Raw genomic sequence first — 26120 nt, forward strand, 5'->3', positions numbered from 1 at the left:
TCATCCAACAACAATGTCATATAAATGTAATGTATGTGTAATATAACACTTAACTTTTTCAATTTTCAAGAAAAAAAATGCACTTCACTTCAAAGGTATGAAGAGAAAATATGAGATATACAAACCTAAAACCAATATGTATGCGTTTTTTTGAAAAAATACTAGGGTTGTAAGATTACCTAACATAAATATAAGATGTGCAAAAGCATATACAACAGAATGCTACCAAACACATCATCTTAGACACAGGAAGGGAGCGTGGATGCATGACTTATCATGGATCTGTATTGAAAAAAGGCGGGGCCTTATTACTGGCGGGAACTATAGTTGCCGCAACGTGGGGAGGAACTGCTGTACCTCCGGCTTTCGCCGCCGCAGCAACTCCTTCAAGTCAAACCTCTACCGCCGCCACCCTTGCAGGGAAAGTGCCGGTAAGTGCCGCAACCTTCGTTCAGGCCATGGAAGAAGCCGCTACACTTGCAGGTGTACCTTTTACCATGGACAAGCCCTCCGGTGCGACACTATCACGCAAAGATGCTGCACTCGCCTTGCAGCAATGGCTCAAGCTGGACGCTGCTCCGGAATCCTTTCAGGATGTGCCGAATCAGTCCGAGTATGCCAGCGCCGTCGGTGCCCTGAATGCCGCTGGACTGATGAAGGGCTATACAGACTCTCTTTTCTTGCCTAACGCTGTGCTCACAACGAACGATGTCTCTGTTCTGAAAGATCGCATCTATAACTACATAAAACCTTTTGTGCTCGAAGAAGCTACGATTATGGATATGCAGACTGCTATGGCACAAGGCAAGCTGACATCGAAAGAGCTGGTGCAGCAATATCTGGATCGTATCGCCAAATACGATGACCAAGGTGTAAGTATCAACGCTGTTCTGAATCTGAATCCGGATGCCCTTAAAATTGCGGAACAGCTAGATGAAGAGCGCGCGGCTCAGGGAATTCGCGGTCCGCTTCACGGGATTCCGATTCTGGTGAAAGATAATTTTGATACCCAAGGCATGCCAACAACGGCTGGCTGTATCTGCCTGAAGGATTCCATCCCGGCTCATGATGCAGAACAAGTGAAGAAGCTGAAGGCAGCGGGAGCGATTATTTTGGGCAAAACCAACTTGCATGAGTTCGCTTTCGGCATCACTACGTCCAGCTCACTTGGAGGACAAACGCTGAATCCCTACGCTCTTGACCATTATCCAGGCGGCTCTAGTGGCGGAACAGGTGCCGCCATCGCTGCAAACTTTGCAGCTGCCGGTATGGGCACTGATACGGGCGGCTCCATCCGCATACCGTCCAGCTTTAACAGCCTTGTAGGCATTCGTCCAACCATTGGACTGTCCAGTCGTGAAGGTATCATTCCGCTGGCGCTTACGCAAGACGTTGGCGGACCGATGGCTCGTACCGTAAGTGATGCAGCTATCATGCTCGATGCTACCGTTGGTTATGACAAAAAGGATGTTGCCACTGCTTACGCCGTAGGCAAGATTCCATCGAGTTACACAGACTTCCTTGATGTAAACGGACTTAAAGGTGCCCGAATTGGAGTAGCTCCCGAACTTGTTCCTAGCACCAAAGCGGAAGAAAAAGCCGTTGCTGACGTCATCAACGCAGCTGTTGAAGAACTTACCGCCCTTGGCGCAACCGCTGTACCGATCTCCATTCCAAACTTTGCCGAGATTAATAAATATCCTAGCCTCAGTGGCTATGAATTCAAATTCCAATTGAATAACTATCTGGATTCTCTGGGAGACAAAGCACCCTATCATAGCTTATCCGAGATCATCGCATCCGGTCAGTTTGATAAAACCCAAGAGCAAGCCATGAAAGCTCGTGACGCGCGTGACACGCTGGAAACATCGGAATATAAAGATATCGTACTGAAACGTACCCAAATCACTCGTGATTCCTTACTGAAAGTGATGGCCGACAACCATCTGGATGCGATTATCTATCCAACATCAACACAAGCTGCTGGCGTGATCGGCAAAGGTCAAACCTCTGGTGCCAACAATCGTCTAAGTCCATTCTCCGGCTTTCCGTCTATTACCGTACCGGCTGGCTTTACAACGGACGGCTTACCAGTAGGTATGGAATTCCTGGGCCGCGCCTTTGACGAAGGCACACTGATCAAGCTGGCTTACAGCTACGAACAAGGTACACACCATCGCCAAGCACCAAAGTTTACACCCTAATGTATTGATGACTCATGATATATGAGCAAGAGCACTCTTACTTCTTTTGTCGATGACCAATTCCAGGAGAAATCTTCTTCAATCAAGACAAGATCTCCTATAGACTAAACTCAACACACACCCTTTATTAAACGGTTTTCATTACACGTGCACCCCATTCACAGTTCTGTGAAGCGGGGTGTTTTTTTAAATTGCCCTAATCCTAATTTGTCGTCTACAATATGTAAGAGAACGTCTATCATAGAAACATAGCTTGAACCAAACCATACAGGAGGTCTTTGATGAATTATTCAAAATGGCATGTACTGCTTATTGCCGTGCTCAGTTTCTCCCTTTTTGCCACATCAACGGTCAGTGCTGCCACGACTTCAAATGCCAAGAAATACAAGTGGGCCAAGCCCGCTGTACAATTTATGGCTTCTCACGATGTCATGCAAAGCTTTGAACAGGAAGCAGATCGTCTAAATCAGACGGTATCCAAAGCCGAATTAACCCAAATGATACATACCTTATTCAAGGAGTTTCGTGTTGAACAAGACAAAAAAATCGAAATTCCAGGTGTACCCGAAGGAAGTACGTATTATTCTATTTTTAGAGATGTGTACGGAAGCATTCCGAGCAATCCCTCTGGCATGATCGCAGCAGCAGATCTGATTAATTATAACAACCATACGTTTACTTACCGACCCACTAAAGAATTGTCTCGCTGGGATTTGTTGATTGCCCTGAATGCACTCTTTCCTGATATCGGTTATAGCCTGGACGAAATGGACACCAAAGAAATCATAACTAAAGTAAAATCATTCATGGATATCCCGAAAAGAACATTCTCTTCTCATGAAACATATGACAAATGGAAATATGCTTATCAACCACTCGCTCCCGAGTTAGGTATTGTTAAAGAAAAAAAACAGAATGCATATCTTGGCTCCGATCTTGATAGTGTTAAAACGGTAGCCTTGCTTGGCTTCTCCAAAGCAGGCATCATGAAACGTGACGCTAAAGGAAAGTTTTATCCGAACCAAAAGGTAACCTTAGCGGAAACCGTGGTTATCCTGCAACGCATCTATAACTTTTATGGCGGGAAAGGTTATAAACATCAGCCAACCAAAGATGAACTGATTCCCAGAGAGTTATCCCGCGAGTACGTTTATAGAGATTCTTCTTTAGGTAGTCTGATATCAGATAACGTGGCACTTATTAGTATGGATAACGTTTCTACTGCCTATCTGGCGATCAGCGCAACAGAACCGGTTGATCTGAAAGTCATTGTGAACGGTGAAAGTATAACCTACCCTTATGAACGTTTGAGCGTACTCGATGCACCTATAATGATCGCATTTGATGGTGCAGATTATGCAGAGGTATATCCTATTTTACGCAGGACAGGCAAACCTATTGTAGATCAGGGAGAAATGGAAGGGCCTGATTTTTTTGAAAAATTAGATTTGTTTTTTTATTTCTCGGGCAAATGGACTGATTTTAATGTGTTTAATACGTTTTGGGAAGATGAAGGTGATGGAGACTTCGAACAGTAACGTTGGGGAATATTAGTTGGAGAATAATAAATAGAAGGAGTTGTCCCAAAAGGGTACCGACGGATAAGCCAGTCCCAAACGTTGAACGGAAAAGCCTTCAAAACCACCGCTAAAGTGGGTTTGAAGGCTTCTCTCTTGCTTGAACTCCTGTCTAAAGTGGGGGCTGAAAAATCATAACATGACTTTTGGGACAGCTCCTTTTTTTCTTCCTTCTTTGCTAGCTATGAAGACTGGGCTGAAGTCTGATTTATTAAATACATTGGTACTTACATTTATGCCCTATCTGGCACGCCCCATTGAACAACCAGACCTGAGTACGTCAGTCCACCACCAAAACCAAACAGCGCAACGTTCTGTCCGTATTTTAGCTTCCCTTCATCCACTGCAATTTGCAATGCAAGCGGAATGGAGGCAGCAGAGGTATTCCCCCGATATTCCACACTTGTTAATGTACGTTCCATCGGAATAGGCCCGCGCTCACACATCGCTTCAATCATACGCATGTTGGCACTATGCGGGACAAACCAATCAATCTGCTCAGGTAACATTCCAGCTCTCGTAATAAGTTCAGCAAGTTGCTCTGGAACCATGCGGATTGCCCACTTGTAAACCTCTCTTCCGTTTTGCACCAAAGTGCCTTCGGCATTCAAGGGCTGACCATTCATCTCCGTAGATAGTCCGCTTTTGTATAAGTGCCTCCCGCCTTCTCCTTGTGTCCCAGAAACGAAAGATTTGAAGTCACCCTGACCAGAAGTACGCTCCACTAAAAAGGCACCTGCTCCATCTCCAAACAACACACAAGTTGTACGATCAGTATAATCTGTTATTTTAGATAATGTCTCTGCCCCGATGACAAGTACCTTCTTATACATACCACTGGTCACCAGACTATCTGCAAGCTGCATCCCGTATGCGAAGCCCGCACAAGCCGCGTTCAGATCAAGCACTCCTGTATGGGGAATGCCCAGATTCGCCTGTACTCGTGAAGCCGAACTTGGGAAAGCATACTCAGGCGTACTTGTTGCAAAAAGAATCATATCTACATCGGTGATATTCACCTCGTAACGACGTACCATATCTTCCACGGCTTTCGTGGCTAAATCCGATACAAATTCATGCTCTGCTGCAATCCGGCGTTCTCTCATTCCTGTTCGCTGCACAATCCATTCGTCGCTTGTATCGACCAATTTCTCCAAATCTGCATTGCTTAATATTCGATCCGGTACATACGTACCCATGGCTGTTATTGTTGATTTAGATTGATGATTCATAGCTGAGATCACCTCATTTGTTTTTTTATTATTATAGCACTAAGTCTTAGTACTTGGTACTAATTATTTTTGTCTTTTTAAATCTCTATCATTCCTATTATCCAAACTTTATATAACCCTGTCTTTGTAGAGGTTAGTACTGATCGAAATAATATACAAAAAGAACAACTACCTCCTATAGCCTTTGACAATACTGTGCGTTGTTCTTAGGTACATTTATTTACTCAAACATAACAAAAAGACACACCTGATTTTCATCAAGTGTGTCTTTAATTTGCTTGGCGGCGTCCTACTCTCCCAGGACCCTGCGGTCCAAGTACCATCGGCGCTAGAGGGCTTAACGGTCGTGTTCGGGATGGGTACGTGTGGAACCCCTCCGCCATCGCCACCAAACGCGATTGGTCGAAGCATAGCTTCTTCCATTCATCAGAGTGTTGTTCTCTGAAAACTAGATTCGAAACGAAACTTACGCAAACTCAAACGTGCTATTGGATAAGCCCTCGACCGATTAGTACTGGTCAGCTCCATGCATTGCTGCACTTCCACCCCCAGCCTATCTACCTCGTCGTCTTCAAGGGGTCTTACATACTGGGAAATCTCATCTTGAGGGGGGCTTCACGCTTAGATGCTTTCAGCGCTTATCCCGTCCGTACATAGCTACCCAGCGGTGCTCCTGGCGGAACAACTGGTACACCAGCGGTACGTCCATCCCGGTCCTCTCGTACTAAGGACAGCTCCTCTCAAATTTCCTACGCCCACGACAGATAGGGACCGAACTGTCTCACGACGTTCTGAACCCAGCTCGCGTACCGCTTTAATGGGCGAACAGCCCAACCCTTGGGACCTACTTCAGCCCCAGGATGCGATGAGCCGACATCGAGGTGCCAAACCTCCCCGTCGATGTGGACTCTTGGGGGAGATAAGCCTGTTATCCCCAGGGTAGCTTTTATCCGTTGAGCGATGGCCCTTCCATGCGGTACCACCGGATCACTAAGCCCGACTTTCGTCCCTGCTCGACTTGTAGGTCTCGCAGTCAAGCTCCCTTATGCCTTTGCACTCTTCGAATGATTTCCAACCATTCTGAGGGAACCTTTGGGCGCCTCCGTTACTCTTTAGGAGGCGACCGCCCCAGTCAAACTGCCCACCTGACACTGTCCCCGTACCCGATGAGGGCACCAGGTTAGAACCTAGATACGATCAGGGTGGTATCCCAACGGTGCCTCCACACAAGCTGGCGCTCATGCTTCTAAGGCTCCCACCTATCCTGTACAGATCGTACCCAAATTCAATATCAAGCTGCAGTAAAGCTCCATGGGGTCTTTCCGTCTTGTCGCGGGTAACCTGCATCTTCACAGGTATTAAAATTTCACCGGATCTCTCGTTGAGACAGCGCCCAAGTCGTTACGCCATTCGTGCGGGTCAGAATTTACCTGACAAGGAATTTCGCTACCTTAGGACCGTTATAGTTACGGCCGCCGTTTACTGGGGCTTCGGTTCACAGCTTCGGATTACTCCTAACCACTCCCCTTAACCTTCCAGCACCGGGCAGGCGTCAGCCCGTATACTTCGCCTTACGGCTTCGCACAGACCTGTGTTTTTGCTAAACAGTCGCTTGGGCCTTTTCACTGCGGCCCCCTCGTGCTATTCACACTACCGGGGCACCCCTTCTCCCGAAGTTACGGGGTCATTTTGCCGAGTTCCTTAACGAGAGTTCTTCCGCGCGCCTTAGAATTCTCTTCTCGCCTACCTGTGTCGGTTTGCGGTACGGGCACCTTCATCTGGCTAGAGGCTTTTCTTGGCAGTGTGAGATCATGACCTTCGCTACTGTAATTTTCGCTCCCCATCACAGCTCAGCCTTACGATGTGCGGATTTGCCTACACATCAGCCTTACTGCTTAGACGGACATCCATCAGTCCGCGTCACTACCCTACTGCGTCCCCCCATTGCTCGTAACGATTTACGGTGGTACAGGAATTTCGACCTGTTGTCCTTCGACTACGCCTTTCGGCCTCGCCTTAGGTCCCGACTTACCCTGAGCGGACGAACCTTCCTCAGGAACCCTTAGGCTTTCGGCGGATCAGATTCTCACTGATCTTTTCGTTACTCATACCGGCATTCTCACTTGTATAATGTCCAGCGCTCCTTACGGTACACCTTCAACCCTTATACAACGCTCCCCTACCCCTGGATCGACTTCACTCCAGCTTCGAAGTCCTGTGTTTATCCCCTGAGAAACATTTGGTCTTCCAAGATTATAAGCCTTGTCTGACAAAAATGTCCTTGTGGTAAACACCGCCTCAAAGAAGCAGTGAAGTCGATCCAAGCCATAGCTTCGGTGGTGTGTTTAGCCCCGTTACATTTTCGGCGCAGAGTCACTCGACCAGTGAGCTATTACGCACTCTTTCAATGGTGGCTGCTTCTAAGCCAACATCCTGGTTGTCTGTGCAACTCCACATCCTTTCCCACTTAACACACACTTGGGGACCTTAGCTGATGGTCTGGGCTGTTTCCCTTTTGACAATGGATCTTAGCACTCACTGTCTGACTCCCGGAAGTAAGTCTATGGCATTCGGAGTTTGACTGAGCTTGGTAACCCTTGCGGGCCCCGCACCCAATCAGTGCTCTACCTCCACGACTCTGTTTTCCGAGGCTAGCCCTAAAGCTATTTCGGGGAGAACCAGCTATCTCCGAGTTCGATTGGAATTTCTCCGCTACCCCCACCTCATCCCCGCATTTTTCAACATGCGTGGGTTCGGGCCTCCAGTGCGTGTTACCGCACCTTCACCCTGGACAGGGGTAGATCACCCGGTTTCGGGTCTACGTCCACGTACTATGGCGCCCTATTCAGACTCGCTTTCGCTGCGGCTCCGGCTCTTCACCTTAACCTTGCACGGGAACGTAACTCGCCGGTTCATTCTACAAAAGGCACGCCATCACCCCTAAAACGGGCTCTGACTTTTTGTAAGCACACGGTTTCAGGTTCTATTTCACTCCCCTTCCGGGGTGCTTTTCACCTTTCCCTCACGGTACTGCTTCACTATCGGTCGCTAGGAAGTATTTAGCCTTGGCAGATGGTCCTGCCGGATTCATACGGGGTTTCACGTGCCCCGCACTACTCGGGATCCGTCTCGGAGGGAACCAACTTTCAACTACAGGGCTTTTACCTTCTTTGGCGGGCCTTTCCAGACCTCTTCGCTTAACCGGTTCCTTTGTAACTCCATGTGAGACGTCCCACAACCCCAAAGAGCAAGCTCCTTGGTTTGGGCTTCTCCGCGTTCGCTCGCCGCTACTGACGGAATCACTATTGTTTTCTCTTCCTCAAGGTACTTAGATGTTTCAGTTCCCTTGGTATGCCTCTGCACAACCTATGTATTCAGTTATGAGTAACTGGATATTACCCCAGCTGGGTTTCCCCATTCGGACATCCCCGGATCAAAGCTTGCTTACAGCTCCCCGAGGCAGTTTCGTTGTTCGCCACGTCCTTCATCGGCTCCTAGCGCCTAGGCATCCTCCGTGTGCTCTTAGTAGCTTAACCATGACGCTCGTGTTCGAGCTGTCGCTCCGCTTGGTTTGCTTGCGCAAAGCCAAAAGTCGCTCCATTTCGATCACTCGCTCCAGCAATCTACCTTATAAAACACTTCACTTGTTTGCACAAGATCAGCTAGGATGAATGCTTGTTCGGTTACATGAACCGAGCAAGCATTCATCCCTTAAAGGAATGTTCTAATTCGCGTTTGTTTCGTTTCGATATCTAGTTTTCAAAGAACAAATCGTTTCATTCGGGCCGTTCACAAGAAGTGTCGGTCGAATAAACGAGAAGTTTTGAGAGTTTGAGCTCTCAAAACTGAGCAACGAGTGAGTTGAAAGCTTTACGAAGTAAAGCTCGCTTCGGAAGCATACTTCCTGAAGACTTTTTGAATGTTTCCACGCGGGAAACGATTCTCCATAGAAAGGAGGTGATCCAGCCGCACCTTCCGATACGGCTACCTTGTTACGACTTCACCCCAATCATCTATCCCACCTTCGGCGGCTGGCTCCTTGCGGTTACCCCACCGACTTCGGGTGTTATAAACTCTCGTGGTGTGACGGGCGGTGTGTACAAGACCCGGGAACGTATTCACCGCGGCATGCTGATCCGCGATTACTAGCAATTCCGACTTCATGCAGGCGAGTTGCAGCCTGCAATCCGAACTGAGACCGGCTTTGCTGGGATTGGCTCCATCTCGCGATTTCGCTGCCCGTTGTACCGGCCATTGTAGTACGTGTGTAGCCCAGGTCATAAGGGGCATGATGATTTGACGTCATCCCCACCTTCCTCCGGTTTGTCACCGGCAGTCTATCTAGAGTGCCCACCCGAAGTGCTGGCAACTAAATATAAGGGTTGCGCTCGTTGCGGGACTTAACCCAACATCTCACGACACGAGCTGACGACAACCATGCACCACCTGTCTCAACTTTCCCCGAAGGGCACCTAATGCATCTCTGCTTCGTTAGTTGGATGTCAAGACCTGGTAAGGTTCTTCGCGTTGCTTCGAATTAAACCACATACTCCACTGCTTGTGCGGGTCCCCGTCAATTCCTTTGAGTTTCAGTCTTGCGACCGTACTCCCCAGGCGGAGTGCTTAATGTGTTAACTTCGGCACCAAGGGTATCGAAACCCCTAACACCTAGCACTCATCGTTTACGGCGTGGACTACCAGGGTATCTAATCCTGTTTGCTCCCCACGCTTTCGCGCCTCAGCGTCAGTTACAGCCCAGAGAGTCGCCTTCGCCACTGGTGTTCCTCCACATATCTACGCATTTCACCGCTACACGTGGAATTCCACTCTCCTCTTCTGCACTCAAGTCACGCAGTTTCCAGTGCGATCCGGGGTTGAGCCCCGGGATTAAACACCAGACTTACATGACCGCCTGCGCGCGCTTTACGCCCAATAATTCCGGACAACGCTTGCCCCCTACGTATTACCGCGGCTGCTGGCACGTAGTTAGCCGGGGCTTTCTTCTCAGGTACCGTCACCTTGAGAGCAGTTACTCTCCCAAGCGTTCTTCCCTGGCAACAGAGCTTTACGATCCGAAAACCTTCATCACTCACGCGGCATTGCTCCGTCAGGCTTTCGCCCATTGCGGAAGATTCCCTACTGCTGCCTCCCGTAGGAGTCTGGGCCGTGTCTCAGTCCCAGTGTGGCCGATCACCCTCTCAGGTCGGCTACGCATCGTCGCCTTGGTGAGCCGTTACCTCACCAACTAGCTAATGCGCCGCAGGCCCATCCCCAAGTGACAGATTGCTCCGTCTTTCCAGTTTCCTTCAGGCGAAGAAAACAAGTATTCGGTATTAGCTACCGTTTCCGGTAGTTGTCCCAAGCTTGAGGGCAGGTTGCCTACGTGTTACTCACCCGTCCGCCGCTAACCGTCCGAGAAGCAAGCTTCTCTTCAAGTCCGCTCGACTTGCATGTATTAGGCATGCCGCCAGCGTTCGTCCTGAGCCAGGATCAAACTCTCCAATGAAGATGAATTTGGTCAGCGTCGTTAAACGCTGTCAAACTCATCGGGGTATTGAAAAGAGCGATAAGCTCATTTTGAATCTGACGAGATTAAAAATCTCATTTGTGCTCCAGTCGATCCAAGCCAAGGCTTGTCTCATACTTTCGCGTTCATTCTGCAAGCAGAATGTTTACTCACTCGTTGTTCAGTTTTCAAAGATCAAACTTATCTCGCCACCGAAACCAGTTCGTTTCAGCAACTCTTATATATTATCATGCCCGAACCAACTTTGCAAGCTCTTTTTTCAAGTTTCTTTCGAAGCTTGTTTTCCATTTGCTTGCCGCACCGTGTAAACTGTGTTTTCTTGGCCGGATTAATAATATATCATGTACACTTTTAGAATGCAAGCTTTTTTATATCCACCTTTTAGCCCTCACTGCTACATAAACAATCAATGGTATATTAAATCGAATGCATCCATATTGTAAGCGTTATTCAGAAATCTTATACTATACCACCAAATAAACTCAACCAAAAGAGGAAGCTTAACTTCTAGCTAATGCACGTCAAAGGTTACGATGAGACCAGATCAGATCACCTCCCCATCTCCCCCTTCCGAGCCACTCACATCAAAATACCCGACCTTTTATACCTCTCAGCCCATTAATGCATTACGTTATAAGCACTTCGGCAACAGAGCATACAAATGTCGAGTGGATCACTTCAAATACCTTATCGTCCACTGCCATAGACAAGATAGTCCGAATCATATTTTCATTAAAACGCTGGAGCAGTTCAAAAATCATCAAATAATAACACATATATAGAAGGAAAAATAAAAAAGCGGAGCTCGATGTGCTATCGAAGCCCCGCTTTCTTCATATACAAAATAATACTTACTCTCCGCCGATGAATACGTAACGGCATACAACGATAATCGCGAGCACCCACATCAGCCAGTGTACTTTCACTTTACGTTCAGTAACGAGATTGCTGAACACAGCCAAAATGACGTAGGATACGATCCCGGCAGAAATACCGTTTGCAATCCCGCCTGTAAATGGCATCAGTACAATGGTAAGGAAAGCTGGGAAAGCTTGCAGGAAGTCATCCCACTCAATGCTGCGAACTTGGCTCATCATCAGTACCCCTACAATAATAAGTGCTGGAGCTGTTGCAGCAGATGGAACAACCAAAGCAAGTGGTGCGATAAACAAAGCCAGAATGAACAAAAGACCTGTCGTTACTGAGGTCAAACCTGTACGTCCGCCAGCTTCAACACCTGAAGCACTCTCAACGTAAGCCGTAATCGTACTTGTACCCAGTGCCGCACCTGCGCTGACACCAACTGCATCGACGAGCATTGCTTTACCAATCGTTTTCTCACCTTTGGCTTTATCCTTCATAATGCCCATACGCGTCGCCGTCCCAACCATCGTACCAAAGGTATCAAACAGTTCAACGAATGTGAAAATAAAGATGATTTCAAACAATCCCAGGCTTATAGCGCCTTTCAGATCGAGTTGTCCAACAGCAAGATCACTGAAGTTAGGCAACCAGCTCGCACTGGACAGTCCGCTCAGATTGGTTACGCCCATCGGAATACCGATCAACGTTGTCGCAACGATACCAATCAGCAAAGCACCTTTTACACGCATCACCATAAGGACTGCGATCAGCAGCAGACCAATCAAAGCAAGCAATGCATCATGGTGAGTTACAAAGTTCCCCAGAGACAAGTTAAAGCTACTGCCTGGAATCGGCTGGCTCAAATCTGCATCCGGTGCAACATTCACGGTTACTGCTACCAGATTGGCTAGTTTGAAACCGATAATTGTAATGAATAAACCAATACCTACGGTAATTGCCATTTTAATGGATTGTGGAACCGCAACGAGCAACATTTGCCGAACGCGGGTCACTGTCAGAATAATGAATACGATACCCGAGAGGAATACAGCACCGAGTGCCGCCTGCCAGCTAATCGCACCATTCGAACTCAGAACTACGGTCATAAAGTATGCATTCAATCCCATACCCGGAGCGAGCGCGATCGGAACGTTTACGAACAACCCCATAATAATTGTCATTAACCCAGCACCAACGGCTGTCGCAAAAAATACTGCGTTATCGGACATTCCTGCCCCATTTTGACCCAAGAACAATGTGTTTACAAAAAGAATGTACGCCATTGTCATAAAGGTGGTGAGACCCGCAACAATCTCCGTTCTAACATTTGTTCCGTTTTCTTTGAGTTTAAAGAAACGATCCATAATTCACTAACTCCTCCTTAGAGATGTTGAAGCTATATTGAAAAACGACAAAGTACCCTGAGAAGTAAATTCCCCAGAGTTCAGCTTGACCAGAAGCAGGCACACAGCCCGTTGACCAAGAACAAAAAAAATTCTAATGTGCGCGGGTGATGTCCCACCGCAGTCATGTAGAATTCATGTGCTTAGCCTGCTCCTCTTCGTAGCCAGATCATTAGGGTGATCTCGTAGAGACTCCCGGGCCAATCCCCAGGATTATACGAATTAGTATGCGCTTTTTGTTTGTTTCCCATCACCCATTTTAGGAGGGGGCATCTATTTTGTCAACGATAAAAACGAATGATTATACCACCCACCTTAAATAACGTTCGTATTATTTAACAAATCAAACCATTTTAGCAATTTACAACCCAGATGTATATACGATTGATAACGGATTCAAAGCTGGATATGTCCATATTTTCAAACTAAACATACACATGGCAGACAATAAAAAAGCCATTTATTCATTAGGTGTAAATATACAATGGAGGCAGCAACTGATTTTTCAGGTTAGCCAAATTATTTTTGTTTGCAGTAACACAGCACTCTTATGTACCCATAGTCTCAGGTGGCACGTTGTTTCTTATTTAATGCACTCGGATCTATACGTAACCCTAGCTATTCATTCAAGGTGATCTGTCAATGTACTCAAATTGTATAATGGTCACTAAAGTGTTAGTTTAGAAATAAATACATAGAATGGAGGTTATATCTTGAAAGCGCAAACAAAAAAGTTTGCCTATTTTTCACTTGAAAATAGACAAGTACATGTTTCTGAAGCTCTTCGACTAAGAAATCAAGGGAAAATTGAAATCAATAAAGATAATCCTGTTTTTTTCGATTATGAGAACAGTGGAATGCTACCCGTTTCCTCCAGCCCTGGTGATCAGAAAGTTGCCAGAGAATCACATTTTCGCTATTTTAATAATGAAAATAAAAAACAGATTCTTTATTCAAAAAACATGACAAATGCCCATTTACTATATCAAATGATGTTCTTGCAGTTAAACAAATTTATTATTAAAGATGAGAATAAAAGAGAAGTTCAAGTAACCATAAAATCCGCTCAGATAGAACATTATATAAAGGTCGATAATAAAAGTGGAATATTCATTGATGTATTCTTGGACATCGACTACACAGATCCGCATTCTTACAAATATTTATGGAATTCCAAATTAGCTATTGAAGTAAAAGTAAGTCATGCAGTCGAGCCAAAGAAAAGGAATATTTTGCAAAACCAAAATATAGCAACATTTGAGGCATCAATACCTAAAGCTATACAAGATGAAATTCCCGAAACAAATGAATTTTTTGAAAATGAACAAAAAAGACAAAATAAAATAGATCATCTTAAAAAAAGATATGAAAACTACAATAAATTCATATTATTAGGAAAATTTATAGCTAAGTCAAAACCAGAATACGAGAACAAGGAGAGTTATATATTGTTGTCACAATTTGAAACCGAAATTGCTAAGTACCAAAAGAAAAAAGATGAGCTAAATGTTGAAATTAAGAAACTCGAAGAAGATAAAATCCAATCAGCAAAAAGAAATGATGAACTTAAAAGAACAGCTATTCATCTTGAAGAAGATATCTCCAATAATCAAGCCTTACTATTAGATTACAAAATAAATAAACAGTTAGTTAGAAAATTGAAAGTAGAATCAGAACAAAAAAAGCAAGAAATTCATGATTTAAAGACAGAAAACAACTCGCTTAAAAATAGTATAGATAAGATTAAAAATGAAACCTTTTGGGGTACGCTTAAAAGAAAACTTCTCAACAAATAAAAAATTTATATGCAAAACAGGGCTGTTCCAAAAGAGTTCATTCTGATGAGCCAGTATCAAAATCAGAATAAAAAAACCTCCAAAACCGCGATATAAGCGGGGCTGGAGGTTTCCATTTTACTTTACGATGGAACTTCAGTGGGGGCTAAAAAATCACAATGAATTTTGGGAGCAATCCCATTCATGGTTTATTCCCACTCGATTGTTGCAGGTGGTTTGGACGTTACGTCATAAACGATACGGTTTACGTTATCTACTTCGTTAACAATCCGTACGGAGATTTTCTCCAGCACATCCCAAGGGATACGTGCCCAGTCTGCAGTCATGCCATCGATGGATGTTACAGCACGGATACCTACCGTGTAGGAATACGTACGTGCGTCACCCATAACGCCAACACTCTTCATGTTAGGCAGGGCAGTGAAGTATTGCCAGATTTCGCGGTCAAGACCGGCTTTGGCGATTTCTTCACGCAGGATGTAGTCGGAGTCACGAACGATTTGCAGCTTCTCTTCCGTCACTTCACCCAGCACACGGATCGCAAGACCCGGACCAGGGAAAGGCTGACGGTGTACGATTTCGTCCGGCAGACCACATTCTGTACCTACTTTACGCACTTCATCCTTGAACAGTGTGTTCAACGGTTCGATCAGCTTGAAGTTCATGTCTTCCGGCAGACCACCCACGTTGTGGTGGGATTTGATTGTTTGCGCTGTAGCTGTACCACTCTCTACGATGTCTGTGTAAAGTGTACCTTGTGCCAAAAATGCGAAATCATCAAATTGCTTGGACTCTTCATCAAATACGTAAATAAACTCGTTACCGATAATTTTACGCTTTTGCTCGGGATCATCCACACCAGCGAGCTTGGACATGAAACGTTCTTGTGCATCTATTTTGACAACCTTCATATCGAATTTGCCAACAAACGTCTCCATTACACTCTCTGCTTCACCTTTACGCAACAGACCGTGGTCGATAAACATACACGTCAGTTGATCGCCAATCGCTTTGTGCAGCAAAGCTGCTACAACAGAAGAATCCACGCCACCGCTGAGTGCACACAGCACTTTGCCGTCGCCCACTTTTTCACGAATATCTCTAATCGTGTCATCGATGAATGTTTCCATCGTCCAGTTGCCTTCGCAGCCGCAGATTTCGAACAGGAAGTTGCGAATCATGTCGTTACCACGAACGGAGTGACGTACTTCCGGGTGGAACTGAACTGCATAAAATTTGCGCTCGTCGTTGCTCATTGCAGCGATTGGCGCACTTTCCGTGCCTGCATCCAGTTTGAAGCCCGGAGGCAATGTAACAACATGGTCACCGTGACTCATCCATACTGTATGTTCACCTTCGATACCTTGAGCCAGTGCTGCACCTGCAGCAAACTCCAGATCTGCTTTACCGTACTCACGCTTCTCGGAACGTTCGACTTTACCTTCAAGCTGTTGAGCCATCAGCTGCATGCCATAACAGATTCCGAAGATTGGAAGTCCAAGATCATAGACACCCGGATCTACGTGCGGTGCATTCTCAGCATATACGCTGGAAGGCCCACCCGAGAATACGATACCTTTTGGCGCAATTTCAGCAATTTTCTCCGCTGGTGTGTTATACGGCAAAAGCTCGCTGTATACGCCAAGATCCCGGATTCTTCTGGCGATTAACTGGTTGTATTGGCCCCCGAAGTCAAGGACAACCACAATTTCATTCTGCTTATTCATTACCGTGCCTCCCTCAATTCAATGAAACTAATTATACGCAACGACAAAACCTACCGTCAAGGAAAGACGAAACTCCATTTTTCAGGCAAGTAACGGGAAGATGTGACATAAAGCGACAGTCGATGCTATTCCCTAAAGGCGAATCTACAGGATGAAATTTTGTTCAATATAGCAAGCACGTATGCTCCACCCTCATGTGTACTCTTATAATTGGATAAAAGAACGGATCTCATCCGCCATATGGACATATAACAAGCCATGGTAAAGTCATCAGTATAAGCGAGAGTGGTGATTCGGTATTAAAGTTGCAAAGCAAATATGCCAAGAGGCAGCACCAAAAACATCTCAACACGCTAACGATCAAACCGGACCTTATTTCGCACGCTAAGCGGTGTTTGAAAATCTAACGATCCTCAGAAGCGCTATTTGAACTAAAACTCCCAAAATTCAGCGAAAATCGCGGCATTTCAAGTAAATAAGGTTTCTGGTGATCGTTAGAATTTTAAAATGTCAAAAAAGGACTAAATAGCGTCGCTGGTGATCGTTAGAAATGGTGAAGTCTAATTCGGGCCCCACAAAGTTTGGAAATCGAAATATCGTACTCTTGCTATTTACCTCCAACCAAGTTCATTCGCAGTTGCTCCGTTGTACCTCGATAGAGTGTAGTGGTGTAAATTAAAAAGTCTCGTTCACCCTTGGGCAAACGAGACTGGTCAGGAATTAGCGCTGGCGCCCTGGGGATCGTCGGGCCAGGCGAAGCGCCCGGCGCAGGAAGTCGAGACTGTCCGCGCGCAGCGGACGGTCTGGCCCGTACAGCAGCCGCTCCCAGTCGGCTGCAAAGCGCGCGATGTCCGCGCCGTCCGTGCCTGCGGCCACGGCGGGTGACGCTGCGTATTCCCGCAGCGTCATGCCCGGCGGCCGCGGGCCGTACCGGCGCGCAAGCGCGCGCCAGACCGGAGCGGCAGCCTGCAGCAGCCGCTCGCGGTCCGGGAAGCTGCTGCGCGGCCACGCCAGCAGCAGCCCAAGCCGCAGCGCGGGGCGAAGCCGCAGCGCGCAGGCCCATGCAGCGGCGCAGAGCAGCGCCGCTGCCGCAAGTGCCGTCGCGGCCGGCCACGGCGCCGCGACAAGAGCACGGGCGTGCGCGGCCAGCCACGCGCCTGCACGAGCCAGCCCGCTGCCCCCATCCGGCAGCGGTGCTCCTTCGCCAGGCTCCGCCGCGGCGACCCCAGCGGCGCTGGCATCTGCAGCCTGCGCCGAACCAAACCCCGGCGTAGCCTCAAACGGCATCCAGCCCACGCCGGGAAAATAGACCTCCACCCAGGAATGAGCATCGCCCTGGGTGACAACAACACGCCCTGGGACTTGCGAGTCTGCCTGTCCTGGGGCGTAACCTTTTACCCAGCGTGCCGATATACCCTCGGCACGCAGCAGAACAACCATCGCGGTGGAAAAATGATTACAATACCCCGCCCGGGTCACAAATAGAAAATCATCCACAAAATCTGTACCGGGCGAGGGCATCCGGGTATCCAGCGAGTAACGAGCGTTTGCTTTCAGATAAGCGCGAACGGCCTGTACAGCATCGTACCGCGTTGCACTGGGATCAATAATATCGGCAGCAAGATCTCTTACCCGTTGGGGCAGTGTATCTGGAAGCTGTAAATCCTTTCTGCGAATGGAGGCCGGATCCGCCGGATTTCCCCCGCCAGTATGCTTCTGACCACCCACACCAAAGTTCTTCCTGCCACCCTCACTACTAACATTCTTCCCATCGATGCTCACACTCTGTCTAAGCTGCTCTGGTGTTACATTCGGCACCATCACATCTACGGTATAATTCCGGACAAGATCGTTCTTGTCCCTTCCCCCTGCAAGCCATAATGTGCCCGTATCTTCACTGGACAGCAACCGCTTTTCATTTTTGTTATTCATCGTATTTCCGTCCTGAAAAGACAAACTCACTGGAAGCCCCCCGGTAAACAGAGGGTTAGGCCCTCTCCACTCCCGCTCCATCGTAATGATCTGACGGACGCGCTGCCAGTAGGGGTGATCTTCCCATCCATCGGAACGCAACAAATCAGATGGATTCGCATAACGGAAGCGCTGTTCCGTATCACTCCAGGCACTACCGTTGTAATAAGAACGGGTTTCCCCGCGCCAATACGTGGAGACAGGTGTGTTTGCCGTGAACACAGGTTCATTCCCCTGCACCAGGGGTGCTCCCATAGGCGCATCAACCGTACTGTATCCCGTCACACTCAGGGAAGCTGGCATACTTCCTGACGGCGTATATCCTGCCCATTTAGCCAATCGTTCGACCGTATCCATAACAGAAATTTGTCCGGCAGGTGACACAGAACTCAACCGGGCAGGAAGTGTAGATATCAACACTATACAGACCGCTGTGCTCACAGATGCAGTGATCCAAAATAGATAGACCTTACTCCGTATCCGAGGAGAGCTACTCTTCTCGCGTCGTGTCGCCTTTTGGTTTGTCCCTGAATCTACACCTTGGTTTATACCTGGATTTGCACCTTGGTCTGTGCCATGAATAATACTTTGATCTACACTTTGGTTCTTCCCCTGAATTATACTTCGATTTGCACCTTCATAATGTGTCCTCCCTTGATCCTGCTCGTTCCTCTCATGACCTGTTCCTTCTGAAAGGCGAAGAAGATGCAGCATGCCCTGAATGCACAGCAGCCAGCATACCGAACGCACCACGGAGCCATAAGCATCATATCCCACCAGACTCTCCAGCAAAATCAGATATACTAATGTTCCTGTACCAAACAGAGAGATACTGCGGCGAAGCAACACCAGATATTGCACCGAAGCCAGCAGCATGCTCCAACCGCATAGCATGAACAGACCTCTCGTTTCCCTGCTCATCACACGAAAACGCCCTTTGTCAATCCATTCTCCCAGATCTGCATTGAGCATGCCAGGATAGGATATGCCCCATTCAATTGGATGACTGGCCCCATACATCACACATAACGCAGCATAGACCATAGGGATACGTAGCACAATGCCTGTAACCAAGCTGGTACGCAGCAAACCAGTAGATAGAAGAACAGCTGAATAGCCTGCCATAACAGCGGTAAATCGTTCACTGCCTACTTGACCATCCGAAGTCACAGGAAATATCCATTCCATGCACAATACGAGCAGCCCCGCTGTGATAAGCCATAGATATAGCGCAGGAGGAGGTAAACTCCCGGGCTGAGATAATGCAAGCTTCACTTCTGAACTCTGTACCTTCGCCACCTGTCCAACGTAGACTGCAGATTCGGGCTGCCGTTTCATTTTATGCCCCCACATCAACAATCCCCGCCTTTCCGCCAGACATAGCTCCAACGCTTGCAACGTACTCCTGACTGACAACCTGTACCCCTTTGGATACAAGACGTTCAGTCCACTCTTGCGAACGATTGGCCTGCACCGCTGACGAACGCGATCCAGCCGAAGATCCAGCACTTCCTTTTCTGCTCGTCACACCCTTCAGCAGAACGTTCATGTTGTCTTCCAGATAATCATCTTTCTTCCCTCGAACCTGATCATCCTTCCGCGATTGGGAGGACAAATATCCTCCATTTCCGGCCTTCCCATCTACTGTTACAACAGTCTCCGTCAGGTGTACGATGGCCTGGAACCCAAGTACAGACGCGTATTCGAGCCATACAACCAAACGCTCATCCAGCTGCCCGGTGAAGACCAATATACTTGATCCATAAGGGAGATGCTCCAGTCTGCCCACATCCAGCAACTCTCCATCTGATACCCGCTCTTGATGTAATCGAGCATAGGCCAGCCGTTTCAATGCATAAGCTAGACCTTCTTCAGGGTTACCCTGACTTCTCTGGCTTTCACCAACATCATCCCTGCGTTTCGTCCGCACTTCATTCCATAACACTTCATCAAAAGGCATGTCCGTTTTACTTGCCAGCCCATCTCCGCTCAACCAAAGCTGACAAGGCATTTGTGCACCTGCTGCCTCACGAACCCAGATAGCCGCACCATGCACTGCGCGTTCGAACTCTTCCTGAGCCCGATTATCAGCACCATTACTCGCATATCCTGAATGTTCTTCGTATACCATAATCGCCAGTGAGGAATGTTGCTGCATTTCAGGAATCAGGGTGTGCAGCTTCCCGGTTCGGGCTGTACTTTTCCAATGAATCCGGTTAAACGAATCCCCCTGCCGGTATTCACGGATTTCTATGCCAGGAGCACCCTGCAACTGATGCTGTACCCCCGCGCCTTCGCCATGATTTGTCCACGCTTCTGGCCGGATCGATGTCACGGCTTTTCCGGTAGTAGCAGGCACAACAACAACCGGCTCCTCACCTTGAATGATCGTGCAGGCTCTATTCCACCCAAAAACGTCACCCCAGTATACTCGCCCTTCCTCCCACACATACACTCCTCGAGCAAGACCTGTTATCTCATATTGATAAGACCATCGTCTCTTCAATCCTGGAAAAAGCAATTTGCGATGCACACCACCGGGGGTGTTGTCACATACCACAAACCACAATAGCGGAAGCGGACATTGCATCTGTAATTCTACCCGCACACGGATGTGTTCTCCTGCCTCAATCTGACCTTGCCGTATATGCCTGTTTATATGAATTTGAGAGGGACCAAACACACGCAGAAGTATTCCATGTATCACGATTAGCACGGATACAACCGCCAAGAACAATGCCGATTTTCCGCCATGCCAGAAATAGAAGCAACTCAGAAGAACAGCCATCAACACTTGAGCTATGCTCCCGCGCAACCCTCTCATGCCCGCCGTCCCCTTCCCTGACCACTCATCTGCACAGGTACAGGTACGGATGACAGCACTTCACGGATCACCTGCTCTTGCATTGCACTTCCGTCTATTCTGTTCATCAATTTCAGCTGAATTCGGTGGGAGAGCACAGGAACGGCGAGTGATTGCACGTCATCTGGCACAACATAACTGCGCCCTTGCAAATAGGCATATGCCTGCACGGCTGTCATCCAGGCCAGCGTTCCCCGGGGACTGATGCCCAGCCTTACGGCATCATGCGTTCTCGTAGCCACAGCGACAGCCACAAGGTATTGCTTGATCACAGCATCCACATGCACCTGTCTTACTTCTCGCTGCATGGCGACAACTTCCTCAGCCAGCATAATGGGACGCATGTGCTCCAGCAGATCCTGGCTACGCTCACGGGAAAGCAACTCTACTTCCTGCTCCGGTTCGGGATACCCCAGTGTAATCCGCATCATGAAGCGATCCAACTGCGCTTCCGGCAAACGGTAGGTGCCTTCAAATTGCAACGGGTTCTGTGTCGCAAGCAGTAGAAAAGGTTTGGGCAACGTGTGGGTTGTGCCATCTACGGTAACACTGCGCTCTTCCATCGCTTCCAGTAACGAAGACTGTGTCCGGGGAGAAGCCCGGTTGATTTCGTCTGCAAGTACAATATTGTTCATCAGCGGCCCCGGCCTGAAGTTGAACTCTCCTGTAGCGGCATGATAGATCGATACGCCAGTCACGTCAGCTGGCATCACATCCGGCGTGCACTGAATGCGTCCCATCGCACAGTTTAACGAAGAAGCTACCGTACGGATCAGTATCGTTTTCCCCGTACCGGGTACATCCTCCAGCAGAATATGTCCTTCACTGAGCATAGCTGCAATAATATATTGAATTTCCTGTTTCTTGCCGATGATCACGTCGGCAATTCGATGGTTAAGTCTTTTCAACAGTTCGGTAGCATGATCATGCTCTATTCTTACTCTGGTCAATGGACTACACTCTCCTTCCTTACCTATGAATCCTGATTATCGTAATCTATGATTCATTGTTGCCCGGAAGTAGAGAGAATAGTCAGATGATCCACCGTTTCTTTCAAATCATGCTATAAAAATGTCCATGCTCCATAGACGTCCACGGCGGTTCTACGGTAAGTACCCACTCACTGTCCCTGGATTGAACCGTATATTGTTTTGCTCCGAGTTGCTGCATCAAATCGCCCACAGACACCCAAATTGTTCCCTCACGGCTCTCTATAGTCGCTTGCAGCGTTCTCCCCTCCTGATCATGTAATCGTTTGGACGTTAATGTACCTACGCCCGGGTTGATCTTGACAATCCTGTCTTTCCACCAGGTGGTGGCCGTACCTGAAGCCTGATCCCAGCTTATACTGCCTCCCAGCTTGTTCATATAACTGCGTAGCGGAACCAGCAATGTCTGATCTTTGAACTGATATTCGTTCGAATGGAGCTCAACCGTCATGTATCCCAATTCAATCTTGAGTGGTTTGGTCGCCATCCATTGCTCTGCGTTTGTGTCTATATGTCGGGCAATCCATTTCGGGGCCGGAGACTGGCGAGTTTTATATTTAGCCGCAGGTTTGACCTGGAATTGCACAGGTTTATCGGATGCCTGCATCACTGCAAACCGATACCCTTCCTGTTTATAGTATTGAATGATATCGGGCAGTGCTTTCACTGTCTCCGCATGTGCACCTCCATCATGCATCAGCACGACGGCTGAGGATGTGCCCGCAGGGACATCTGTAGCATGAGCAACAATTTCGCTAGCGGGTACATTTTTTCGCTTGGAATCACCGCTATCTACGTTCCAGTCCATGACAGCGTATCCTGCCTTTTTCAACAGGTCAAAATAAGTGTGGTCGAAATGTCCGTACGTTCCACCAGGTGCTCTGACCAGTACAGGACGGATACCCACAATGTTGTTAATGATCTCTTCCGTGCGTTTAATCTGCTGCCAGAACGTTTGGAAATCCCGGTATAGCTCTTTATATTCATGGTTATATGTATGATTGCCGATGGCATGACCTTCACTGGTCATCCGCTTGATCAATCCAGGCCTGCGTTCCGCATGTTCTCCCAGTACAAAAAAAGTAGCCTTAACCTTCGCACCACGTAAAATCTCCAATACTTCCGGTGTATGTTTGCCGGGCCCATCGTCAAAACTCAAGTAGACAACTTTGTCTGTTTTTTTGCTTTGTGCCGACGCTGCAGCAGACGGAACACTTGCTCCAAGTAGACCTGTAAGCAGCAACACGGCGAGCGAAAACCATAGCAACAGACGCTGCCAAAACCGTATTGTCCCACAGGAATGAGATAAAGTTTGCTGCCCCGCAAGCCGCCCATTTCGTTGCATCATTTCGTGTGATCCCTGCGCCATTTGTGAATCAACCTCCAGCACTCTATTGAATTTGCTGATAGACTTCAGCAGATTTGTTAGAATTATATGGAGACAGATCGCAAAAAAGACGTCATTCCTCTATTATTTTGCAACATTTTTGATCGAGCTTGATATAGCATTTGATTCTTGATCTACAATTCGGTAGCATTAGGAAAATAACAAACAAGTACGGGCAAACAGCACTTAAAGCCCTGATTCATATGAAATCACCAGGAGTGTGAACCTATTGGAATTACTTCAGAAGGTCCAGGAGCTATTCGGGTCTTACGGATATAGTGTATTATTTTTCGGCTTGCTTCTGGAATTTATTGCGCTTCCCTTCCCAGGCGAAACGACGATGGCTTATGCCGGCTACTTGTCCTACAGAGGTCAGCTTGATTTCGGTATACTCATCATTCTGGCGTTTCTGGGTACAACGATTGGCATGACCATTACATATTTCATCGGAGCCAAAGCTGGACTACCTTTTATTACTAAATATGGAAAATGGTTTTTACTCAAACCGGACAAGCTGGACAAAACACAAAAATGGTTTGCCAGATATGGTTACGGCCTGATATTTATCGGATATTTCATCCCAGGTGTTCGCCATTTCACAGGATACTTCTCCGGCATTGCCGCCATTCCGTTTCGCAAGTTTGCTCTGTACGCTTATTCTGGAGCTTTGTTCTGGGTCGTGCTATTCCTTGGGATCGGTAAGTTGTTTGGCCCTGGCTGGAGTGCCGTATTCACACTGGCCCATCAATATACGGCATACATTCTTGCCACGGTTGTATTATTGGTGATCGCTGGCATCGTCTATCGTTACCGCAAAGCTTTGTTCGCTCGTTCCCGTCGCAAACCCCTCCCTGCTCGCCAGCGTCAAAAACAAAATGCGGACTAGTTTTCAAGTCCATTCAACCTTTAATAGTAGAGAAGCCGTATATATACGGCTTTTTTTGTTTGATTTTATTGGCATATGAAGACCGAATACCCTTTCATTCATATTTTTTTCATAAACTGAAACACTCCCGGTCATACTACTTGCAAATAAAGGATGTGTGAGGGGGAACAATGGATGGCTACAGATACACAAATTGCACATGAAACGCATGCCATTCATCCGGATCTGGCTGTAAATATTGCCTATTGCAAAAAGATCATGGGGAATAGTAATGACTTGATGATTCGTCCATTGCAAAGCCTGCACAAATGGCCTTCGATGCTGTTATACATTGATGGACTCGTCGATACTCAAGTGGTAAACCAGGCCGTCCTTCAACCCTTGATGCAAGTGCGCAACTTGCCCGATTTCTCTGCGGACGATGAACATATAAGTTATCTCCAGAACGATGTTCTCACCGCCAGTGAAGTAACGTTCATCGATGATATGGATGCTGCGTTGAAAGCGATGCTGGCCGGTGAAGCCATCCTGCTGCTGGATGGATCTACGCGAGGACTCAAGATCGGTGCTGCCGGTTGGGAAGACCGTGCGGTGGGTGAGCCTGTGTCCCAGACCGTTGTACGAGGACCAATGGAAGGTTTTACAGAAAACTTGCGTACAAATACGGCACTGATTCGCAAGCGGATTCGTGACCCTCAGCTTTGGATTGAGGAGCGAGAGATTGGACGTGTCACCAAAACCAGAGTAGGTGTCGTATTTCTCGAACATACAGTCAACGAAGAGGTTGTTGATGAGCTTCGCAGACGGCTGAGTGAAATTGATATCGACAGTATTCTGGAGAGCGGGTACATCGAGGAACTGATTCAGGACAAAACCACGACAATCTTTCCGACGGTCTACAATAGCGAACGTCCGGATACGGTCTGCGCCGCACTGCTTGAAGGGCGAGTAGCCATCATTATAGACGGCACACCATTTGTATTGCTTGTGCCCGCATTATTCATGCACTTTTTCCAATCACCTGAAGATTATTACCAACGTTCTGATATAAGTTCCCTTGTTCGTATGTTGCGATATTTATCGTTTCTGATCGCCATGCTGGCTCCATCCTTTTATATTGCTATCTCGACATTTCATCAGGAGATGCTTCCAACCACACTGTTGATCAGCCTGGCTGCACAGCGTGAAGGGGTGCCTTTTCCAGCCTTCATTGAAGCCGTTCTGATGGAATTGACCTACGAAATATTGCGTGAAGCAGGGATTCGAATTCCGAGAACGGTCGGACAGGCCGTATCCATTGTAGGCACACTTGTTATCGGACAAGCTGCGGTCGAGGCAGGCGTTGTCTCTGCGGCTATGGTTATTATCGTTTCCATCACGGCCATTTCCAGCTATGTCATTCCAGAAAACGGATTATCCATATCCGTTCGAATTCTGCGTTTTATTCTGATGATGGCGGCGGCGGCGTTTGGGTTCTATGGCATTCTGATCGTTCTGCTCATTACGTTAACCCATCTTTGCAGTTTACGCTCTTTTGGTATCTCGTACATGTCTCCTTTTGCACCCTTCATTAAAAATGACCTGAAAGATACGCTGTTCCGTGTTCCCTGGTCACATATGAAAACCCGCCCGTTATCATCTGGCACTTCAAACGTAACCCGACAGAAAAGTAAAAAAACCAAGCGTTAATGAAG

Annotated in this window: 12 protein-coding genes, 3 rRNA genes and 1 riboswitch; of the genes, 5 read left to right on the forward strand and 10 right to left on the reverse strand. The window is 47.5% G+C overall.

The window, feature by feature from the left end; all coding sequences use genetic code 11:
• Window positions 1-266: 266 nt before the first annotated feature.
• Window positions 267-2204, forward strand: coding sequence for an amidase family protein (locus ACR8BL_RS13100; RefSeq protein ID WP_434748080.1), 1938 nt, complete (start codon window positions 267-269; stop codon window positions 2202-2204).
• 281 nt (window positions 2205-2485) lie between these two features.
• A complete protein-coding gene (locus ACR8BL_RS13105; RefSeq protein WP_434748081.1) occupies window positions 2486-3742 on the forward strand; it encodes an S-layer homology domain-containing protein in 1257 nt (418 codons plus the stop codon).
• Between the two features lie 272 nt (window positions 3743-4014).
• Here the strand turns inward: ACR8BL_RS13105 and ACR8BL_RS13110 are convergent, their stop codons facing one another.
• The 5 genes from ACR8BL_RS13110 to ACR8BL_RS13130 form a co-directional block, all read right to left on the reverse strand.
• Window positions 4015-5013, reverse strand: coding sequence for a ketoacyl-ACP synthase III (locus ACR8BL_RS13110; protein ID WP_434748082.1), 999 nt, complete (start codon window positions 5011-5013; stop codon window positions 4015-4017).
• 276 nt (window positions 5014-5289) lie between these two features.
• Window positions 5290-5406, reverse strand: a 5S ribosomal RNA gene (gene rrf, locus ACR8BL_RS13115).
• Window positions 5407-5501: 95 nt separating this feature from the next.
• A 23S ribosomal RNA gene (locus ACR8BL_RS13120) occupies window positions 5502-8549 on the reverse strand.
• 414 nt (window positions 8550-8963) lie between these two features.
• Window positions 8964-10519 (reverse strand): 16S ribosomal RNA (locus ACR8BL_RS13125).
• Together the 16S, 23S and 5S rRNA genes form the textbook arrangement of a ribosomal RNA operon.
• Window positions 10520-11391: 872 nt before the next feature.
• Entirely contained in the window at window positions 11392-12768 is a 1377-nt protein-coding gene (locus ACR8BL_RS13130; RefSeq protein WP_434756349.1) for an NCS2 family permease, read from the reverse strand.
• Between the two features lie 180 nt (window positions 12769-12948).
• A riboswitch (purine riboswitch) is annotated at window positions 12949-13048 on the reverse strand.
• Between the two features lie 472 nt (window positions 13049-13520).
• On the opposite strand from ACR8BL_RS13130, the gene ACR8BL_RS13135 reads away from it, so the two are divergent.
• Window positions 13521-14603, forward strand: coding sequence for a hypothetical protein (locus ACR8BL_RS13135; protein WP_434748084.1), 1083 nt, complete (start codon window positions 13521-13523; stop codon window positions 14601-14603).
• Window positions 14604-14791: 188 nt separating this feature from the next.
• Here ACR8BL_RS13135 and guaA read toward each other — a convergent pair whose 3' ends face one another.
• From guaA to ACR8BL_RS13160, 5 genes are all read right to left on the reverse strand, one after another.
• Entirely contained in the window at window positions 14792-16330 is a 1539-nt protein-coding gene (guaA, locus tag ACR8BL_RS13140; protein ID WP_434748085.1) for a glutamine-hydrolyzing GMP synthase, read from the reverse strand.
• Between the two features lie 720 nt (window positions 16331-17050).
• Complete coding sequence (locus ACR8BL_RS13145; RefSeq protein WP_434748086.1) at window positions 17051-19639, reverse strand: DUF4129 domain-containing transglutaminase family protein; 2589 nt, start codon at window positions 19637-19639, stop codon at window positions 17051-17053.
• 1 nt (window position 19640) lies between these two features.
• Window positions 19641-21125 (reverse strand): DUF58 domain-containing protein, encoded by a 1485-nt coding sequence (locus ACR8BL_RS13150; RefSeq protein WP_434748087.1) that lies wholly within the window; start codon window positions 21123-21125, stop codon window positions 19641-19643.
• Window positions 21122-22114, reverse strand: a complete 993-nt coding sequence (locus ACR8BL_RS13155; RefSeq protein WP_434748088.1) for an AAA family ATPase — start codon at window positions 22112-22114, stop codon at window positions 21122-21124. Before ACR8BL_RS13155 ends, ACR8BL_RS13150 begins: the two co-directional genes overlap by 4 nt.
• 103 nt (window positions 22115-22217) lie before the next feature.
• Complete coding sequence (locus ACR8BL_RS13160) at window positions 22218-23522, reverse strand: polysaccharide deacetylase family protein (protein ID WP_434756350.1); 1305 nt, start codon at window positions 23520-23522, stop codon at window positions 22218-22220.
• Between the two features lie 247 nt (window positions 23523-23769).
• On the opposite strand from ACR8BL_RS13160, the gene ACR8BL_RS13165 reads away from it, so the two are divergent.
• Together ACR8BL_RS13165 and ACR8BL_RS13170 are read left to right on the forward strand one after the other, a co-directional pair.
• Window positions 23770-24426, forward strand: a complete 657-nt coding sequence (locus ACR8BL_RS13165) for a DedA family protein (protein WP_434748090.1) — start codon at window positions 23770-23772, stop codon at window positions 24424-24426.
• Between the two features lie 174 nt (window positions 24427-24600).
• Window positions 24601-26115, forward strand: a complete 1515-nt coding sequence (locus tag ACR8BL_RS13170) for a spore germination protein (RefSeq protein WP_434748091.1) — start codon at window positions 24601-24603, stop codon at window positions 26113-26115.
• The last annotated feature ends 5 nt before the right edge of the window (window positions 26116-26120 follow it).

Origin of the sequence: Paenibacillus amylolyticus (genome assembly GCF_051136285.1) — a bacterium.
In the GTDB taxonomy this organism is placed as follows: Bacteria; Bacillota; Bacilli; order Paenibacillales; family Paenibacillaceae; genus Paenibacillus; species Paenibacillus amylolyticus_F.

What these genes read in the sequence shown, in the direction of transcription:
- ACR8BL_RS13100 (WP_434748080.1), top strand. Translation starts at nt 267, where the DNA reads ATGACTTATCATGGATCTGTATTGAAAAAAGGCGGGGCCTTATTACTG.
- ACR8BL_RS13105 (WP_434748081.1), top strand. Translation starts at nt 2,486, where the DNA reads ATGAATTATTCAAAATGGCATGTACTGCTTATTGCCGTGCTCAGTTTC.
- ACR8BL_RS13110 (WP_434748082.1), bottom strand. Translation starts at nt 5,013, where the DNA reads ATGAATCATCAATCTAAATCAACAATAACAGCCATGGGTACGTATGTA.
- ACR8BL_RS13130 (WP_434756349.1), bottom strand. Translation starts at nt 12,768, where the DNA reads ATGGATCGTTTCTTTAAACTCAAAGAAAACGGAACAAATGTTAGAACG.
- guaA (WP_434748085.1), bottom strand. Translation starts at nt 16,330, where the DNA reads ATGAATAAGCAGAATGAAATTGTGGTTGTCCTTGACTTCGGGGGCCAA.
- ACR8BL_RS13145 (WP_434748086.1), bottom strand. Translation starts at nt 19,639, where the DNA reads ATGAAACGGCAGCCCGAATCTGCAGTCTACGTTGGACAGGTGGCGAAG.
- ACR8BL_RS13150 (WP_434748087.1), bottom strand. Translation starts at nt 21,125, where the DNA reads ATGAGAGGGTTGCGCGGGAGCATAGCTCAAGTGTTGATGGCTGTTCTT.
- ACR8BL_RS13160 (WP_434756350.1), bottom strand. Translation starts at nt 23,522, where the DNA reads ATGGCGCAGGGATCACACGAAATGATGCAACGAAATGGGCGGCTTGCG.
- ACR8BL_RS13170 (WP_434748091.1), top strand. Translation starts at nt 24,601, where the DNA reads ATGGCTACAGATACACAAATTGCACATGAAACGCATGCCATTCATCCG.